We start from the raw sequence: 17,941 nt of genomic DNA on the forward strand, positions 1-17,941 counted from the left end.
CGCCCTGCCTGGGCGGCGGATCAGCGCCGCGGTTCAGCCCGGCCGCCCGGCTTTGACGAGCGGCGCGTGCTCGAGCGTGTCGCGCAACGCGTCGGGAATCGGCACGGACTTGCCCGCGTCGTAGTCGATCCAGACACAGCGGGCACTGCCGCGCGCGTAGAGCGTGTCCGGCTCGTCGGTGCGGCGCAGCTCGAAACCGGTATCGAAGCTGCTGCGCCCCGGCTGGCCGACCGTCAACGTGCAGACGACGTCGCCCGGATAATGCAGCTGCCGGAGAAACTCCATCGACGCATTGACGATCACCGGCCCCTGCCCCTCGGGGTTGCGGCCGGCCACGCCCAGCTGCTCGAACCAGGAGATCCGCGCCTGCTCCATGTAGCGGAAATAGACCGTGTTGTTCACGTGGCCAAAAGCATCCATGTCGCCCCAGCGGATCGGCATGATCATCTCGAAGACGGGATGGTAGTCGCTCATTGCACTTCTTCTTGCTCAGGCGAGCCCGAAACCGTCGTCGGCGCTGATGATCGAGCCGTTCAGGAAAGCCGACTCGTCGGCGGCCAGCAACAGCAACAGGCCGTCCAGGTCTTCGGGCGTGCCGACGCGATGGCGCGGCAGCATCGAGATGAGTTTCTGGCCCTGCTCGGTCGCCCAGTGGTGATGGTTGATCTCGGTGTCGATGTAGCCGGGGCAGATGGCGTTCACGTTGATGCCGTAGCGGCCCCATTCGAGCGCCATCGCCTTCGTCATGTGCACGACCGCCGCCTTGCTGATCGCGTAGAGACCGATCTGCGGCAGGACGCGCAGCCCGGCCACCGAGGCGATATTGATGATCCGGTACGCGGGCTTCGGACCGCCGCCGTTGCCGCGCATGATCATGCGCTTCGCGACTTCCTGGGCCACGAAGAAGGCGCCGCGCGCGTTGGTGTCGAATACGTATTCGAAGTCGGCGGGGGTGACGTCCGCGAGCTTCTGCGTTGTGGAGACGCCGGAATTGTTGACGAGGATGTCGATGGTGCCCGCCTCGGTTTCGGCATGAGCCACGGCCGAGCGGATGCTTTGATAGTCGGTCACGTCGAGCGAGACGACGTGCGCCGCGCCGCCTTCGGCTTCGATCTCGGCACGCAGCTCCTTGAGCCGTTCCACGCGCCGGCTCGCCAGCACGACCTTCGCGCCGGCCTGCGAGAGCACCTGGGCAAAGCGCTTGCCGAGCCCGCTCGACGCGCCAGTGATCATCGCCACCTTGCCTTCCAGATTGATCGAACGGCCCATTTGCGGTTCCTGTTCAAGTATGAGGAAACACCAGAACGCATTTTGCCCGGTCGGCCTGACATTCTGACATAGAATAGAACGACCGTGCTAAATTTAGCTCGTTGGGTTGCAGGTCAGGGAACGTTACCCGACAATACGAACCCGAAAAAAGTATTCTAATGGCAAGAGGAGCTTTGATGACCCCCGCAAGTCTTTTGGAGCAATACGGCCCACGCGAATCGATGGAATACGACGTGGTGATCGTAGGCGGCGGCCCGGCGGGCCTGTCGGCGGCGATCCGCCTGAAGCAGCTCGCGGCAGAGAAAGGCGTCGAGATGGGCGTGTGCGTACTGGAAAAGGGCTCGGAGATCGGGGCGCATATCCTCTCGGGCGCAGTCATGGACCCGCGCGCCCTCAACGAACTGATCCCCGACTGGAAGGAACAGGGCGCACCGCTGGACGTGCCCGTCACCGAAGATAAATTCCTGTTCCTTTCGGAAACCGGCGCGAAGGCCGTGCCGAACTGGGCGCTGCCCGAGAACTTCAGGAACCACGGCAACTACGTCATCAGCCTCGCGAACGTCACGCGCTGGCTGGGCCAGCAGGCCGAGGCGCTGGGCGTGGAGATCTTCCCGGGCTTTCCGGCGGCCGAAGTGCTCTTCAACGACGATGGCTCGGTAAAGGGTGTCGCCACCGGCAACATGGGTATCGGCAAGGATGGCGAGCCCACCGAAAACTTCCAGCTCGGCATGGAGCTGCACGCGAAGTACACGCTGTTCGCCGAAGGCTGCCGCGGGCACCTGGGGCGTCAACTGAACGAGAAGCTCAAGCTCGACCGCGACGCGGACCCGCAGGTCTACGGCATCGGCATCAAGGAGCTGTGGGAGATCGATCCGGCGAAGCACCAGCCGGGGCTCGTGATCCATACGGCCGGCTGGCCGCTGCAGAACGACACCTATGGCGGCTCGTTCCTCTATCACATCGACAACAACCAGGTGATGGTGGGTTTCGTCGTGGGTCTGGCCTACACGAACCCGTATCTCTCGCCGTTCGAGGAATTCCAGCGCTACAAGACGCACCCGGCCATCCGCCAGTACCTGGAAGGCGGCAAGCGGGTCTCGTATGGCGCGCGGGCGATGACGGCCGGTGGCCTGATGTCGCTGCCGAAGCTGGTGTTCCCGGGCGGCGCGCTGGTGGGCGACGACGCGGGGTTCCTGAACGCCGCGCGCATCAAGGGCAGCCATGCGGCGATCAAGACCGGGATGCTGGCGGCGGAAGCGGCGTTCGAAGCGGTGCAGGCGGGCCGCCAGAGCGATGAACTCATCGCGTACCCGGAAGCATTCAGGCAGTCGTGGCTGTACACGGAACTGTACAAGGCGCGCAACTTCAAGCAGTGGATGAGCAAGGGGCTGTACCTGGGCACGCTGATGGTGGGCATCGAGCAGAGGCTGCTGGGCGGGAACGTGCCGTGGACGCTGCATCACCGGCATCGCGACAACGAGATGCTCAAGCCCGCGTCGCAGTGCCAGCCGATCGAGTATCCGAAGCCCGATGGCAGGCTGACGTTCGACCGGCTCTCGTCGGTGTTCATTTCCAATACGAATCACGAGGAGAACCAGCCTGCGCACCTGACGCTGAAAGACGCATCCGTGCCGGTGAATGTGAACCTGCGCACCTATGCGGGTCCGGAGGGGCGCTTCTGCCCGGCCGCGGTGTACGAGTTCGTGAAGGACGACGCAAACGAAGACCGTCTGCAGATCAACGCGCAGAACTGCGTGCACTGCAAGACCTGCGACATCAAGGACCCGACGCAGAACATCGTGTGGGTCACGCCCGAAGGCGGCGGCGGGCCCAACTATCCGAACATGTAAAGCAGGGAATCAACAAAAAAAACGCCGCTTCACAACGAAGCGGCGTTTTTCCTTGCCTTTCTACCCGTCTCAGGCGTCGCTGGCCGCAATCTTCGGCGTCGTCACCACGACATCGCCGCACTGCGCGCGATGGCGCAGCGCATGGTCGATCAGCACGAGTGCGAGCATCGCCTCGGCGATCGGGGTCGCGCGGATACCCACGCACGGATCGTGGCGGCCGAAGGTCTCGACCGTGGCCGCCTCGCCACCCTTGTCGATCGAACGGCGCGGCGTGCGAATGCTCGACGTGGGCTTGATGGCGATCGAGACCGTCACGTCCTGCCCCGTCGAGATACCGCCCAGCACACCGCCCGCATGGTTGCCGTGGAAACCATTCGGCGTCAATTCGTCGCCATGCACGGAGCCGCGCTGCTCGATGCTGGCGAAGCCCGCGCCGATCTCGACGCCCTTCACCGCGTTGATGCCCATCATCGCGTGCGCGATGTCGGCGTCGAGCCGGTCGAAGAGCGGCTCGCCCCACCCCACCGGCACGCCCGACGCCACCACGTTGATGCGTGCGCCAATCGAGTCGCCGTCCTTGCGCAGCGCGTCCATGTAGGCCTCGAGCTGCGGAACGATATCGGCGTTCGGCGCGAAGAAAGGATTCTCCGGCACGTGCTGCCAGTCGACGAAGGGCACGTCGATTTCGCCGAGCGCCGCCATATAGCCGCGCACCTCCACGCCGAAGCGCTCGCGCAGCCACTTCTTCGCCACCGCGCCCGCTGCGACGGTCGGCGCGGTCAGACGCGCCGACGAGCGGCCGCCGCCGCGATAGTCGCGAATGCCGTACTTTTGCCAGTAGGTGTAGTCGGCGTGGCCCGGACGGAAGGTCTCGGCGATGTTGCCGTAGTCCTTGCTGCGCTGGTCGGTGTTGCGGATCAGGAGTGCGATGGGCGTGCCGGTGGTCGTGCCTTCGAACACGCCCGAGAGGATCTCGACCTTGTCTTCTTCCTGGCGCTGCGTGACGTGGCGCGACGTGCCGGGACGGCGGCGGTCCAGGTCGTGCTGGATGTCGGCTTCCGTGAGCGCCATGCCGGGCGGGCAGCCGTCGATGACGCAGCCGATGGCGGGACCGTGGGATTCGCCGAAGGTAGTGACGGTGAAAAGCGTACCGAGCGTGTTGCCGGACATGGCAGTCGTCCAAAGTGAATCGGGGAATCCAGCATTATGCCAGCCTGCGGTACGCCCCGCCCAGGCGGCCGGGGCCGGCGCACGGCGCGATTGCGCCGCGGTTTTCAGTCACAACGTTCAGCGCCGCGCCCCCCGCAGCCCGGCTACCGCCTCCTGCAACCGTTCCAGCGTCGCCTCGCCCGGCGCGAACGGCTCGCCCACCGCGAGCGTGAGCCGGCTCGTGAGCCCGCGGCGCACGGGGCGCTCCTGGCCCGAATCGGCATGACGCGAAAACGCGCTGCCCCACAGCCCGCGCAGCGCCATCGGCACGACGGGCACGGCCGAGCGGCCGAGTATCTCGGCCACGCCATGGCGGAACGGATTGATCTCGCCGGTGCGCGTGAGCTTGCCCTCCGGAAAGATGCAGACGAGATCGCCCTCGGCCAGCGCCTTCGCACAGGCGTCGTAGGCGGCGGCAAGACGCCCGGCGTCTTCGTGCGCGGGGGCGATCGGAATCGCCTTCGCGTGACGGAATACCCAGCCGAAAACGGGATGCCGGAAGATGCGGTGATCCATCACGAAGCGGATCGGCCGCGGGCTTTCGGCCATGATCACGATCGCGTCGACGTAGCTGACGTGATTGCAGACCAGCACGGCCGGGCCCTCGGCCGGAATGCGCTCGACGTTCACGAGCCGCACGCGATAGACGGTGTGCACGAGCACCCATGCGACGAAGCGCAGCAGGAACTCCGGCACGAGCGCGTAGATATAGGCCGCGACCACGATATTGAGCAGCGCGGTCGTGAGGAAAATGCCTGGAATGCCCACGCCCGCCTTGCTGAGGGCGATGGCCATCAGCGCCGAGACGATCATGAACAGCGAGTTGAGGATGTTGTTCGCGGCGATGATGCGCGCGCGGTGGCTCGGCGCGCTGCGGCTCTGGATCAGCGCATAGAGCGGCACGCTGTAGAAGCCGCCGAACATCGCGAGCAGGAACAGGTCGGCGAGCACGCGCCAGTGCGCGCCCACGCGCAGGAATTCGCCCACGGTGAGCAGATGCGAAGCGGCCGGCAAGGCATGGCTCGCGAAGAACAGATCGATGCCGAACACGCTCATGCCGATGGAGCCGAGCGGCACGAGCCCGATCTCGATACGCCGCCGCCCGAGCCGCTCGCAAAGCAGCGACCCGATGCCGATGCCGAGCGAGAACATGGCGAGCAGCACGGTGACGACGTCGGGATCGGCCGAGAGCACGTCTTTCGCGAAGTTGAAAAACGAAGCGAGGAAGGTCGCGCCGACGAACCAGAGCCACGAGATGCCAAGAAGGCTCAGGAACACGGTGCGGTCGCCGCGCGCAAGGCGCAGATTGCGCCAGGTCTCGGAAAACGGATTCCAGTTGATGCGCAGATCGGACTGGGACGACGGGCAGGTCGGCACGAACGCCGACGCGAACCGCCCGGCGAGCGCCACCACAATGCAGATGCCGCCGAGCCACACGGCGCCCGCCGGGGCCGCGCCGCTGCCTGCGCCACCGTTCACGCCCTCCCCCGCACCCGAGGCCGCCGCCACGCCGCCCACGATCGTGCCGAGCAGAATCGCAACAAAGGTACCCATTTCGACGAGCCCGTTGCCGCCCACCAGTTCGTCCGTGCCGAGTTTCTGCGGCAGGTACGCGTACTTGACCGGACCGAACACGGTCGAATGGACGCCCATCAGGAACGTGCAGGTGTAGAGCAGCAGCACGTTGTGCAGCCAGAAGCCCGCCGCGCCCAGCAGCATCACGGCGATCTCGAAGGTCTTGACCCAGCGCGTGAGCGTCGCCTTGTCGTACTTGTCGGCGATCTGGCCCGAGGTGGCGGAAAACAGCACGAACGGCACGATGAAGATCGCGGAGATCAGGAACGCCACGGTCTTCGGATCGACGCCGGAGAAGCGCGCGGCCTGATACGTGACGAGCGACGTGAAACCGATCTTGAAAACGTTGTCGTTCATCGCGCCCAGAAACTGCGTCCAGAAAAACGGCGCAAACCGGCGCTCGCGCAGCAGCGCGAATTGCGAGTGCGGGGCGTGGCCCTCACGCTCGCGCGGGGAACTTCGGACGGCTGACATCGGACGATCGCTCATCGAGTAGGACTGGATTTGACAGAAAGCGGGGGGGGCCAGACGTGAAAAAGCGCGCCTGACGCGCGCTTTTTCATACTATCGGCGGGATGTGACGCTCGCGGGCACGAGCCGCGCTTCAGCGCGCCGGCTGACGCTCCTCGTCGGGCCAGTCGCGGATATACGCTTTCAGCAGGCGGTTCTCGAAGCCCTGCTCTTCCACGACGGCCTTCGCGACGTCGTAGAACGAGATCACGCCCATCAGCGCGCGGCTCTCCATCACGGGCAGATAGCGCACGTGATGTTCGAGCATCATGCGGCGCACTTCGTTGACGTCGGTTTCGGGCGTGCAGGTGATGGGATGGTCGTCCATGACCTTGCGGATCGTCGAGGTGCCGACGCTGCCGCCGTTCTTGTGCAGCGTCAGGATGACTTCGCGGAACGTCAGCATGCCGACAAGGTCGCCGTACTCCATCACGACGAGCGAGCCAATGTCGTGCTCGGCCATGCTGTTGACGGCTTCGTGCAGCGAAGTGTCGGGCGTGACGGTAAAGAGCGTACTGCCCTTGACCTTGAGAATGTCGCTCACGCGCATGATGTGTCTCCTGAAATGCTTTGTAGATGGGGGAGATGCTGGAAAGATGCCTACCTGTTTTCGATCCTAGCGGAAAGACCGCCAAAAAGAAAGCAACCCCGGGAACGCAACCAGGGAAAGCAGGGATCAAGCAACGGCGGTAGCGGAAAAGGCGCGCCGCGCAGGCATCCGGCACGAAAAAGCGCGAGCAGGGCCGACCGGACGGACGGCGCACGCGGGTCGCCCGGCCGCTGTGGCGCTTTCGCGGACGGCGGACGGTGTTATACGATGGCCGAACCCCTGATCTGACGCCGGTTCGACGCCGGCCGCGCCGCCACGATGCCCGACACCCGTTTCGACACGCTCGCGCTGCACGCCGGCGCGGCGCCCGACCCCGCCACCGGCGCCCGCGCGACGCCGATTTATCAGACCACGTCGTTCAGCTTCCGCGACACGGACCACGCCGCCGCCCTTTTCAACATGGAGCGCGCGGGGCATGTCTATTCGCGCATCTCGAACCCGACCGTTGCCGTGTTCGAGGAGCGCGTCGCCGCGCTAGAGGGCGGCGCGGGCGCGATCGGCACCGCGAGCGGCCAGGCGGCGCTGCATCTGGCCATCGCGACGCTGATGGGCGCGGGCGCGCATATCGTCGCTTCGGCGGCGCTCTACGGCGGTTCGCACAACCTGCTCGACTACACGCTGCGGCGCTTCGGCATCGAGACCACCTTCGTCAAACCCGGCGATCTCGACGCCTGGCGCGCCGCCCTGCGGCCGAACACGCGCCTTCTGTTCGGCGAAACGCTCGGCAATCCGGGCCTCGACGTGCTCGACCTCGCCGCCGTCGCGCAGATCGCGCACGATCACCGCGTGCCGCTCCTCGTCGACTCGACCTTCACCACGCCGTACCTGCTGCGCCCCTTCGAGCACGGCGCGGACTTCGTCTACCACTCGGCGACGAAATTCCTCGGCGGCCACGGCACGACCATCGGCGGCGTGCTGGTGGACGGCGGCACCTTCGACTTCGAGGCGTCGGGGCGCTTTCCCGAGTTCACCGAGCCCTACGCGGGCTTTCACGGCATGGTCTTCACCGAGGAGAGCACGGTCGCGCCGTTCCTGCTGCGCGCGCGCCGCGAGGGCCTGCGCGACTTCGGCGCGTGCCTGCATCCGCAGGCCGCGTGGCAACTGCTGCAAGGCATCGAGACGCTGCCGCTGCGCATGGAGCGGCACGTCGCCAATACGCGGCGCGTCGTCGAATTTCTCGTGGCGAACGACGCCGTCGAGTCGGTGGCCTATCCCGAGCTGCCCGGCCATCCCGATCACACGCTCGCGAAGCGCCTGTTGCCGCGCGGCGCGGGCGCCGTATTCAGCTTCAACCTGAAAGGCGGCCGCGAAGCCGGCAAGCGTTTTATCGAGTCGCTCGCGCTCTTCTCGCATCTCGCGAACGTGGGCGATGCGCGCTCGCTCGTGATCCACCCCGCCTCCACGACCCACTTCCGCATGGATGCCGCCGCGCTCGCCGCCGCCGGCATTGCGGAGGGGACGATCCGGCTTTCTATCGGGCTCGAAGACCCCGACGATCTGATCGACGACCTCAAGCGCGCCCTGAAAGCGTCGCAGCATGCCGCCGCCGGTGCGAAATCGGCCGGCAAGGAGGCCTCATGATCGTCGACGTTCAGGGCAAGCCGGCCTACGCCTACACGGGCGGCCGCCCGTTCGACCCGGCGCGGCCGGTGGCCGTGTTCGTGCACGGCGCCCAGCACGACCATAGCGTCTGGGCTCTGCAGTCGCGCTACTTCGCCCATCACGGCTTCAGCGTGCTCGCGGTCGACCTGCCCGGCCACCTGCGCAGCGCGGGCCCGGCCCTCACGAGCATCGGCGCGCTCACGGACTGGCTGGCCGCGCTGCTCGACGCGCTCGGCGTGCGGCAGGCGTTCGTGGCCGGGCACAGCATGGGCTCGCTCGTCGCGCTCGAATTCGCGGCGCGCCACCCGGAGCGCGCGCGACGCGTCGCGCTGCTGGCCACGGCCTTTCCCATGACGGTGTCGCCCGCGCTGCTCGAAGCCGCGCGCGAACGCGAAGCCGAGGCGATCGCGCTCGTGAACCAGTGGTCGCATTCGACGCTCGCGCCGAAACCCGCAAGCCCCGGCCCCGGCTTCTGGCTGCGCGGCACGAACCGGCGGCTGATGGAACGCGTCTCCGCGCGCGGCGAGCCGCAGCTTTTCCACACCGACTTCGCGGCCTGCAACGCGTACGCCGACGGCCTCGCGAGCGCGGCGAAGGTGCGCTGTCCCGTGCGGCTCGTGGTGGGGCGGCGCGACGCGATGACGCCGCCGCGCGCGGCCCGTGCGGTTGCCGAGGCACTGGGGCAGGCAGGCGTGCCCGTCGACACGGTGACGCTCGACGCGGGCCACGCCCTGATGACCGAGCAGCCCGACGCCACGCTCGACGCGCTGTACGCGTTCGCATCAGGGCGCTAGCGCGGCTTGCTCCGCTTCGCGGCGGGGCTCCGCGAGGCCTCGCGCCGCCGGGTTGCAGCGTCTTGCGGAACGCCGGAAAATGGAAGCGTCCACGGAGCCGAGGCGCGGCGTCCGGACGGTGCGCGAGGCGGGCCATCGAGGCCCTCGCGCGTAGGGGGAGACCATGAGCCATACCGCCCACACCGAACACTTCGCGAATTTCGCGGAGTTCTATCCGTTCTATCTGAGCGAGCACCAGAATCTCACGTCGCGGCGGCTGCATTTCATCGGATCGCTCGGCGTGATCGGCTGCGTCGCCATGGCCATCGCCACCGGCAACTGGCTCTGGCTGCCTTTGGCCATCGTCTGCGGCTACGGTTTCGCCTGGGTCGGCCACTTCGCGTTCGAAAAGAACCGCCCCGCCACCTTCCGCCATCCCGTCTACAGCCTGATGGGCGACTGGGTCATGTTCTCGGACATCTGCCGCGGAAGAATCTCGCTGTAGCCGCCTGAAACGCGGCCAGCAGCGTTGCCGGCACGCGCTCGCGGTGCCGCCGCTACGCCGGCTGGTGCGGCATTGGCGCGTGCGCCTGCCCTTGCCCGGCTTCCTCGCCGGCGTCCGCATGGGCGCGCCGCGCCGCCAGCAACGTGGCCAGCGAGACCGCGAGCTTGTCGTTGTCGAGCGCCCCCAGCAACATCGCCGCATCGACGGCGCTGGACTTCAGATTGAGCTGATAGGCCAGCTCCTTGCGGTCGATCACGAAGCGCCCGAACAGGCTCGCCACGCTGATCCGCGCCGGGTTCGCGATCAGCAGGAAATGCGGCTTGGCGCCATCGCTTTCGAGGCGCGCCACGAGTTCGTCCTCTTCCATGCCGCCCAGAAGCCGCGTCACGGTCGAGAGGTCGCGCCGCAACACCTGCGCGAGCTGGTCCGCCGTGCGGCCGGGCTCGCCGGCGTCGCGCGCTTCGGCGAGGCGCGCGAGCAATTCGAGCGCGTCGAGCAGATCGCTGCCCGGAAAGCGCGGCCGGTCGAAGCGCCCGCTGCGGATTTCCGGCAAGGCCGACGTGATCATCGCGCCCACGAGCGTGATGAACCAGCTCAGATACATCCAGAGCAGGAACATCGGCGCGGCCGCGAACGCGCCGTACACGGCCGTGTAGGTGGGAATGCGCCGCACGTAGTAGCCGAAGCCGCGCTTGGCCAGCTCGAAGGCGATCGCGGCGGCAAGGCCGCCCACCACGGCGTCGCGCCACTCCACGCGGCAGTTCGGCAAATAGACGTAGAGCATCGTGAACGCGAGCGCGGTGAGCGGCAGCGACGCGCCCATGAGCGCCCAGGCGAACATCATCGAAACGTGCTGCTCCGTGGCGACGGCAAACGAATGCGTGAACAGATACGACGAAATCGACAGGCTCACGCCGATCAGGATCGGCCCGAGCGTGAGGATCGCCCAGTACACGAGCACGCGCTGCGCGAAGGGCCGCGGCTTGCGCACGCGCCAGATCACGTTGAACGCGGACTCGACCGTCATCATCGTCATCACGGAGGTGACGAACAGCACGATCATGCCCATCGTCGTGAGGCCCTTGGCCTTCGACGCGAACTGGTTGAGGTACATGAAGATCTGGCTGTTGATCTGCGCTGGCATCAGATGATCGGCGAGAAAACCCTGCAGCGAACTCTGGAACGACGCGAAGATCGGGAAGGCCGTGAAGAGCGCGAACGCCACCGTCGCGAGCGGCACGAGCGAAAGCAGCGTCGTGAACGTGAGACTGCCCGCGACCTGCGGAATGCGGTCCTCGCGGCTGCGCCGCGCCGCAAAACGCGCAAGGCGCTTCACGACATCCAGATCGAAACGGATTTTCGACAACACGTCCATCGGCCGGCACACCTGAAAGCAAAAGGTCGAACAAAGCGCCGCGGACAGGAATGGGAGCGGCAGACCCAGCCCCTATAATATCCCGTCAAACGACGAGGCCCGATGAAACCCATCCTTGTGCTCTATTACAGCCGGCACGGCGCGACGCTCGCACTCGCGCGCGCCATCGCCCAGGGTATCGACAGCATTCCCGGCGCCGAGGCGCGCGTGCGCACGGTGCCGGCCGTATCGACGGTCTGCGAGGCTACCCAGCCCGACATTCCCGACGACGGGCCGCCTTACGTCGAGCTGCGCGATCTCGAGGAATGCGCGGGCCTCGCGCTAGGTTCGCCCACGCGCTTCGGCAACATGGCCGCCCCGCTCAAGTACTTCCTCGACGGCACGACGCCGCAATGGCTCTCGGGCGCCCTCGTGGGCAAGCCCGCCTGCGTGTTCACGTCGACGGGCAGCCTGCACGGCGGCCAGGAAAGCACGCTCCTCTCGATGATGCTGCCGCTGCTGCATCACGGCATGCTGCTCGTGGGCATCCCCTACACCGAGACCGCGCTCACGACCACGGACGGCGGCGGCACGCCCTACGGCGCGTCGCACCACGCGCGCGCGGACGGGCGCAGCCACGGTCCCACCGCCGAAGAGAAGGCGCTCGCGGTCGCGCTCGGTGCGCGGCTCGCGCGCGCGGCGCTGGCGCTAGGGCGCGGCGAGCGGCCGTGAACGGGCCCACACCGCAGCAGCCTGCCGCTGCCAGCCGCGCCGCGGCGCTCGGCGCGTTCGTCACGCTCGCCGCGCTCGCGCTCTTTTGCATTGCGTGGGAATGGCGGCTCGCCCCGTTGCGGCCCGGCGGCAGCGCGCTCGTGCTCAAGGCGCTGCCGCTCCTGGTCGCGCTGCCCGGCGTGCTGCGCCGCCGCCTCTACACGCTGCAATGGGCGTCGATGCTGGTGCTGCTGTATTTCGCCGAGGGCATCGTGCGCGGCATGAGCGACCCGGCGCCGGAAAACCGCCTGGGCTGGATCGAGGTTGCGCTTGCCTTGGGCTTCTTCGTCTGCGCGCTCGCCTATGTCGCGCCATTCAAGCGCGCGGCGCGGCGAGCCAGGCGCGAAGCCGCATGACGGGTCGCACGACGGGCCGCATGACCTGCCGCCTGCCCGCCCGCGCACCGCTGGCGCGCGCACCGTGTCACACTGAACCCCTCTAGCCAACCGCCAGGCGCCAGGTCCGCGGCGGCAGCGCCCGCCACCGCCCCCCGCGCCCGCGAACAGCCCCCGGAAAATCATGAGCCAAGCTCAACCCGATACCCCTTCCGCCTTCCTCGATGCCTGCGTAGCCGCGCTCGGCGCGCAGCACGTCCTCACCGACGCGCACGACACCGCGCCCTTCGTCACGGACTGGCGCAAGCGCTATCAGGGCACCGCGCGCGCCGTGCTGTGTCCGGCCGACGCGCGCGAAGTAGCCGCCGTCGTGAAGCTCGCGCACGCCCACCGCATCGCGCTCGTGCCGCAGGGCGGCAACACGGGCCTCGCGGGCGGCGCGACGCCCGACGCCGGCGGCGGCGAAGCCGTGCTGAGCCTGCGCCGCCTGAACCGCGTGCGCGAGATCGATCCGCACAACAACACGATCACCGTGGAAGCGGGCGCGATCCTCGCCGACGTCCAGGCGCGCGCGGCGGAAGCCGGGCGCCTGTTCCCGCTCTCGCTCGCGGCCGAGGGCAGTTGCACGATCGGCGGCAATCTCTCGACGAACGCGGGCGGCACCGGCGTCCTGCGCTACGGCAACACGCGCGAGCTGTGCCTCGGCCTCGAAGTGGTCACGCCCGAAGGCGAGATCTGGGACGGCCTGCGCGGGCTGCGCAAGGACAACACGGGCTACGATCTGCGCGACCTCTTCATCGGCGCGGAAGGCACGCTCGGCATCATCACGGCGGCCGTAATGAAGCTGCATCCGCAGCCGGCCGCGCGCGTCACGGCGCTCGCGGGGCTCGGCTCCGCGCATGCCGCGCTCGACTTTCTCGCGCTTGCGCAGCGTTATGCCGGACCGCTCCTCACGGGCTTCGAGCTGATGTCGGACTTCTGCATGCGGCTCGTGGGACGCCATTTCCCGCAGCTACGCTATCCGTTCCAGACGCACCACGCGCAAGTCGTGCTGCTCGAACTGTCGGACAACGAGAGCGAAGAGCACGCACGCGCCCTCTTCGAGCGCCTCATGGAAGCCGCTCTCGAACAAGGCCTCGTGGAAGACGCCGTGGTGGCCGAAAGCCTCGCGCAATCGCAGGCGTTCTGGAATATTCGCGAGCACATCCCGCTCGCGCAGGCGCAGGAGGGGCTGAACGTGAAGCACGATATCGGCGTGCCGATCTCGCGCATCGGCCATTTCATCGAGGAAACCGACGCCGAAATCGCACGTGCGGTACCGGGCGCGCGCATGGTGACGTTCGGCCATCTCGGCGACGGCAACCTGCACTACAACGTGCAGGCGCCCGAAGGCGTCGATCCGAAACCCTTCCTCGCCGAAAACGAAAAGACCCTGAACCGCATCGTGTACGACAGCGTGCATCGCCACCGCGGCACGATCAGCGCGGAGCACGGCCTCGGACAGTTGAAGGTGGACGAAGCGGCGCACTACAAGAGCGCCGTGGAATTGCGGCTGATGCAGGCGATCAAGACGGCGCTCGACCCGCTGAACCTGATGAATCCGGGCAAGGTGCTGCGCACGCCGCAGGAGCGGCGGGAGACCTCGACGTGAAGATCCGCATCCTGTCCGACCTGCATCTGGAGCACGACGAGCCGGACACGATCCCGCACGCCGACGCCGATCTCGTCGTGCTCGCGGGCGACATCCACAACCACGCGCTCGGCCTGCGCTGGGCGGCGGAAACCTTCGATCCGCAGGTGCCCGTGGTCTATGTGCCGGGCAATCACGAGTATTACGACGGCGAATTCGGCGCCCTCGAGACCGCGATGCAGGACGCGGCCTCGGCGCTCGATCACGTGCACTTCCTGAACAATGCGACCCTCGTCGATCCCGCGGGACGCTGGCGCGTGCTCGGCACGACGCTGTGGGCGGACTTCACGCTGTTCGGCGCCGACGACGACGCGCGCGAACGCGCGATCGCCGCGGCCGGGCGCGTGATGCTCGACTTTCGCGGCCTGATTCAGGTGTCGTGGCCCGAGAGTCCCGGCGCACTGGCGCGGGACTTCACGCCCGGGGATTCGGTCGCGCTGCATGTCCATGCGCTCGCATGGCTCAAGGGCGAGCTGGCCAAGCCGTTCGCTGGCAAGACGATCGTCGTCACGCACCATGCGCCGCACCGGCTGAGCCTCGCGGCGCGCTACGCGAACGATCCCGCGTCCGCGGGCTTCGTGAACGATCTCGACGCGCTCGTGCGCGCGCCCGTGGCGCTATGGCTGCATGGACACACGCATACGTGCTTCGACTACACGGTCAATGGCGCGCACGTCGTCTGCAATCCGCGCGGCTACCGCGATCGCCGCACCGGCGTGCCGGAAAACCCGGCGTTTGCCTGGGACAAGGTGGTGGAGCTGGAAGACTGATACGGCCCGTCGGACCGGCGGCGGCTAGTGCCGTCGGGCGGTTGACGCGTTGCTCAGCGCAGACCGTCGCGCGCGTCCGGCGCGGCGCCGTCGATGCGCTGCGCGCGCAGCGACACCGGCTGAAGCAGTGCGCGACGCATGCGCAGCAGATCGCGCGATGCCGCAATGCCGATCAGGCCCATCATCACGGCGATGCCGATCATCAGATGCGTATCCATGGAAGTCCTCGGGTGCTGGCGAATTGAACGTTGGCGAAAAAGCGTTCCGCTACGTTAGCAAAGCGCCGCGCAGCCGGGCGTAAGGAAGTGTTGCGATCGGCCTCAGGTGTAACAGCCTGTCACAGCGGCCGGTAACAACGCACTGCCCGTCAGGGAGGGCAGGCCAGGTACGACTGGCTAGGTGCGCGCGAACTGGCGCAGTTCCGCCTCGTCGGTGGCGAGCGTGGACGGCAAGGACTCGCGCAGCAGCTCGATCCACGTACGGATCTTCGCGTCGAGATACTGGCGCGACGGGTACATCGCGTAGATGTTCATTTCCTGCGACTTGTATTCGGGCAGGATCCACACGAGGTCGCCGTTGCGCAGCCCGCTGATGGCCGAGTACATCGGCAGGACGCCCACGCCCATCCCCTCGCGCAGGGCCACGGCCAGGGCCTCCGCCACGTTCACCTGGAACGTCGAGGGACCGAGGTCGGTGACCTGGTCGCCGCCCGGGCCGGTGAAGCGCCATTGCGACGCGGGAAAGATCGGCGTCACCATCTGCAGGCACGCATGCTGGGCAAGATCGGCGGGCGTTTGCGGCACGCCGTGGCGCTCCAGGTAGGCCGGCGAGGCGCAGGCGATGCTGAACGTGCTCGCAATGCGCTGCGAGACGAAACCCGAATCGGGCAGATCGGTCGCGAGCATGAGCGCCACGTCGTAGCCTTCGTCGAGCAGGTCCGGCATGCGCTGCGCGGCGAGCGTCAGCTCGACGCTCACGTCGGGATAGAGCTGCTGGTACCGCCCCACGGCCGGCACGACGTAGTGCTGACCGAAGCTCGTCATCGAGTAGATCTTCAGCTTGCCCGAAGGCCGCGCGTGCGCGTCGCCGGCCTCCGCTTCCGCCTGGTCCACGTACGCGAGGATCTGCTCGCAGCGCTGCAGGTAGCGTTCGCCGGCCTCGGTCAGCGCGATGCGGCGCGTCGTGCGGTTCAGGAGGCGCGTGCGCAGATGCGCTTCCAGATCCGAGACGGCGCGCGAAGCGTAAGCCGTCGTCGTATTCAGGTGCTGCGCGGCGCCCGTGAAGCTGCCTGCCTCGACCACCCGCACAAATACCCGCATGTTTTGGAGCGTATCCATAGCCATCCTCTCTATGACGGAGGCATTGTTACATATTTCGTAAGATCGATTGTCTCAAATCTCGTAAAAATGCCTTGCATCTTTACCGGTTATTCGGGAATAGATCGAAAAATATAATTACGCACACTGATCTATAGCCAATAAAAGGAGTAAATCGTGCAGTCTCCGGTACCGAAAGGACTTGCCGCACTCACGGTTCTTACGCTCTCGTTGATAATCACAGGTTGCGCCAGTACCGGGGGCATCGCACCGCAGGCGAAACAGACCGAGGCGTCGCAACTCGATGCCGGATCGGCCATCCGGGCCGCCGACACCGACGCCCAGTGGCCCGCCAGCGACTGGTGGAAGAGCTACGACGACCCGCAACTGAACGCCTGGATCGAAGACTCGATCTCGGGCAATCCGTCGCTCGCGGCCGCCCAGGCGCGCGTGCGCGAGGCCCGTTCGATGGCGGGCGTCGCGCAGGCCGGGCTGCTTCCGCAAATCAGCGGCAATATGTCGGTCCAGCGCGAGCACTGGTCCGACAACGTGTTCTACGGTCCCGGCCCGCTCGCCGACGCGAATACCTGGAACAACACGGCCACGCTCGGCCTCTCCTATCACCTCGATCTCTGGGGCCAGGACAAGAACACGGCCGAGCAAGCGCTCGACCTCGCGCACGCGAGCGCCGCGGACGCGCGCGCCGCGCAGCTCGAACTCGAAGTGAACGTCACGCGCGCGTACATCGAGCTTTCGATGAACTACGCGCTGCTCGATATCGCAAAGCAAACGCTCGCCGAACAGCAGAAGGTGCTCGCGCTCGCCCAGCGGCGTCTGGCGGGCGGGCTCGGCACGCAGCTCGAAGTGACGCAGGCGCAAACGCCGCTGCCCGAGTACGAGCGCCAGATCGACGCGCTCGAAGAGGCCATCGCGCTCGGCAAGAACCAGCTCGCCGCACTCGCGGGCAAGGGGCCGGGCGCCGGCGAAGCGATCACGCGCCCGGCGCTCTCGCTCGCAAGCCCGGCGGGCCTGCCCTCGGCGCTGCCCGCCGAGCTGATCGGCCATCGCCCGGACATCGTCGCGGCGCGCTGGACCGTGGCCGCGCAGGCGCGCGGCATCGACGTGGCCAAGGCCGGCTTCTATCCGAACGTGAACCTGCTCGTCTCGATGGGCGGCTATGCGGCCGCGGGACCGCTCTTCCAGTTCCTCAAGTCGTTGAGCGGCAGCTACTCCGCGGGCCCAGCCCTCTCGCTACCGATCTTCGACGGCGGACGCCTGCGCGCGCAGCTCGGCGCGCAATCGGCCGCCTACGACGTCGCCGTCGATCAATACAACCAGACCATCGTCACCGCGCTCAAGGAGATCGCCGACGAGGTGGTGCGCATGCGCTCGCTCGCCACGCAGGAAGACGACGCCCACCGTTCGGTGACGATCGCGCAGCGCAACTTCGACCTCTCCGAGGAAGGCTATCGCCGCGGCCTCACCGACTACGTGAACGTGCTGATCGCGCAGCAGCAACTGCTGACGGCGCAGCAGGGCGTCGCGCGCATTCAGGCCGCGCGCCTGACTGCGCAAGCCACGCTCGTCGCCGCGCTGGGCGGTGGGGTGATCGACGCGGCGAGCGATCCCGCTGTCGCCACGCCCACCGAAGCCGAGCAACTGCCCGCGCACGGCAGGAAGACCCGCGACATCCCGCTCGCGCCGGCCGCTCTGCTCGCACCGCGTTCGTCGGTCACCGAAGGCGCGAACGCACCCGGCGCCAACGCCAGCGCCGGCCGTCCGGCTCCCGCGGCCAACTGAGG

At 67.3% G+C, this 17,941-nt stretch carries 17 protein-coding genes; 9 read left to right on the forward strand and 8 right to left on the reverse strand.

Features of this window, described 5'->3' with window-relative positions; genetic code table 11:
- Positions 1 to 33: 33 nt before the first annotated feature.
- Together WJ542_RS15120 and WJ542_RS15125 are read right to left on the reverse strand one after the other, a co-directional pair.
- Positions 34 to 474: an acyl-CoA thioesterase gene (locus WJ542_RS15120; protein WP_411190014.1), complete on the reverse strand. Its 441-nt coding sequence runs from the start codon at positions 472 to 474 to the stop codon at positions 34 to 36.
- Between the two features lie 15 nt (positions 475 to 489).
- On the reverse strand, positions 490 to 1,269 hold the full coding sequence (locus WJ542_RS15125) for an SDR family oxidoreductase (protein WP_411190015.1): 780 nt from the start codon (positions 1,267 to 1,269) through the stop codon (positions 490 to 492).
- A 176-nt stretch (positions 1,270 to 1,445) separates the two neighbouring features.
- Between WJ542_RS15125 and WJ542_RS15130 the strand changes: the two genes are divergently transcribed.
- On the forward strand, positions 1,446 to 3,119 hold the full coding sequence (locus tag WJ542_RS15130) for an electron transfer flavoprotein-ubiquinone oxidoreductase (protein ID WP_411190016.1): 1,674 nt from the start codon (positions 1,446 to 1,448) through the stop codon (positions 3,117 to 3,119).
- A gap of 69 nt (positions 3,120 to 3,188) precedes the next feature.
- On the opposite strand, the gene aroC is transcribed toward WJ542_RS15130, so the two are convergent.
- The 3 genes from aroC to WJ542_RS15145 all read right to left on the reverse strand — a co-directional run bounded on the left by aroC (position 3,189) and on the right by WJ542_RS15145 (position 6,963).
- Entirely contained in the window at positions 3,189 to 4,289 is a 1,101-nt protein-coding gene (gene aroC / locus WJ542_RS15135) for a chorismate synthase (RefSeq protein WP_411190017.1), read from the reverse strand.
- Positions 4,290 to 4,406: 117 nt separating this feature from the next.
- Positions 4,407 to 6,392, reverse strand: coding sequence for an MFS transporter (locus WJ542_RS15140; protein WP_411190018.1), 1,986 nt, complete (start codon positions 6,390 to 6,392; stop codon positions 4,407 to 4,409).
- A gap of 115 nt (positions 6,393 to 6,507) precedes the next feature.
- Positions 6,508 to 6,963: a CBS domain-containing protein gene (locus WJ542_RS15145; protein WP_027793421.1), complete on the reverse strand. Its 456-nt coding sequence runs from the start codon at positions 6,961 to 6,963 to the stop codon at positions 6,508 to 6,510.
- Positions 6,964 to 7,281: 318 nt separating this feature from the next.
- On the opposite strand from WJ542_RS15145, the gene WJ542_RS15150 reads away from it, so the two are divergent.
- The 3 genes from WJ542_RS15150 to WJ542_RS15160 all read left to right on the forward strand — a co-directional run bounded on the left by WJ542_RS15150 (position 7,282) and on the right by WJ542_RS15160 (position 9,903).
- Positions 7,282 to 8,604 (forward strand): O-acetylhomoserine aminocarboxypropyltransferase, encoded by a 1,323-nt coding sequence (locus WJ542_RS15150; RefSeq protein ID WP_411190019.1) that lies wholly within the window; start codon positions 7,282 to 7,284, stop codon positions 8,602 to 8,604.
- Positions 8,601 to 9,419 (forward strand): alpha/beta fold hydrolase, encoded by an 819-nt coding sequence (locus WJ542_RS15155; protein WP_411190020.1) that lies wholly within the window; start codon positions 8,601 to 8,603, stop codon positions 9,417 to 9,419. The genes WJ542_RS15150 and WJ542_RS15155 overlap by 4 nt, the downstream gene beginning before the upstream one ends.
- A gap of 163 nt (positions 9,420 to 9,582) precedes the next feature.
- On the forward strand, positions 9,583 to 9,903 hold the full coding sequence (locus WJ542_RS15160; protein ID WP_411190021.1) for an Mpo1-like protein: 321 nt from the start codon (positions 9,583 to 9,585) through the stop codon (positions 9,901 to 9,903).
- A 52-nt stretch (positions 9,904 to 9,955) separates the two neighbouring features.
- Here the strand turns inward: WJ542_RS15160 and WJ542_RS15165 are convergent, their stop codons facing one another.
- Positions 9,956 to 11,278 (reverse strand): YihY family inner membrane protein, encoded by a 1,323-nt coding sequence (locus WJ542_RS15165; protein WP_411190023.1) that lies wholly within the window; start codon positions 11,276 to 11,278, stop codon positions 9,956 to 9,958.
- 102 nt (positions 11,279 to 11,380) lie between these two features.
- Between WJ542_RS15165 and wrbA the strand changes: the two genes are divergently transcribed.
- From wrbA to WJ542_RS15185, 4 genes are all read left to right on the forward strand, one after another.
- Positions 11,381 to 11,989: an NAD(P)H:quinone oxidoreductase gene (wrbA, locus tag WJ542_RS15170; protein ID WP_411190024.1), complete on the forward strand. Its 609-nt coding sequence runs from the start codon at positions 11,381 to 11,383 to the stop codon at positions 11,987 to 11,989.
- Positions 11,986 to 12,384, forward strand: coding sequence for a DUF2069 domain-containing protein (locus tag WJ542_RS15175; RefSeq protein ID WP_411190025.1), 399 nt, complete (start codon positions 11,986 to 11,988; stop codon positions 12,382 to 12,384). Before wrbA ends, WJ542_RS15175 begins: the two co-directional genes overlap by 4 nt.
- A gap of 163 nt (positions 12,385 to 12,547) precedes the next feature.
- The gene (locus WJ542_RS15180) at positions 12,548 to 14,014 is read left to right on the forward strand and encodes an FAD-binding oxidoreductase (RefSeq protein WP_411190026.1); all 1,467 of its coding nucleotides are present in this window, start codon (positions 12,548 to 12,550) and stop codon (positions 14,012 to 14,014) included.
- Positions 14,011 to 14,823 carry a metallophosphoesterase gene (locus WJ542_RS15185; protein WP_411190027.1) on the forward strand — a complete coding sequence of 271 codons (813 nt, stop codon included), beginning with the start codon at positions 14,011 to 14,013 and terminating at the stop codon, positions 14,821 to 14,823. Before WJ542_RS15180 ends, WJ542_RS15185 begins: the two co-directional genes overlap by 4 nt.
- 53 nt (positions 14,824 to 14,876) lie before the next feature.
- On the opposite strand, the gene WJ542_RS15190 is transcribed toward WJ542_RS15185, so the two are convergent.
- The gene (locus WJ542_RS15190) at positions 14,877 to 15,041 is read right to left on the reverse strand and encodes a hypothetical protein (RefSeq protein WP_411190028.1); all 165 of its coding nucleotides are present in this window, start codon (positions 15,039 to 15,041) and stop codon (positions 14,877 to 14,879) included.
- Between the two features lie 177 nt (positions 15,042 to 15,218).
- Positions 15,219 to 16,160, reverse strand: coding sequence for a LysR family transcriptional regulator (locus tag WJ542_RS15195; protein ID WP_411190029.1), 942 nt, complete (start codon positions 16,158 to 16,160; stop codon positions 15,219 to 15,221).
- 156 nt (positions 16,161 to 16,316) lie between these two features.
- Here WJ542_RS15195 and WJ542_RS15200 point away from each other — a divergent pair, with 156 nt between their 5' ends.
- A complete protein-coding gene (locus WJ542_RS15200) occupies positions 16,317 to 17,939 on the forward strand; it encodes an efflux transporter outer membrane subunit (RefSeq protein WP_411190030.1) in 1,623 nt (540 codons plus the stop codon).
- Positions 17,940 to 17,941 lie beyond the last annotated feature (2 nt).

The organism is Paraburkholderia yinzeri (assembly GCF_046581065.1).
GTDB lineage: Bacteria > Pseudomonadota > Gammaproteobacteria > Burkholderiales > Burkholderiaceae > Paraburkholderia.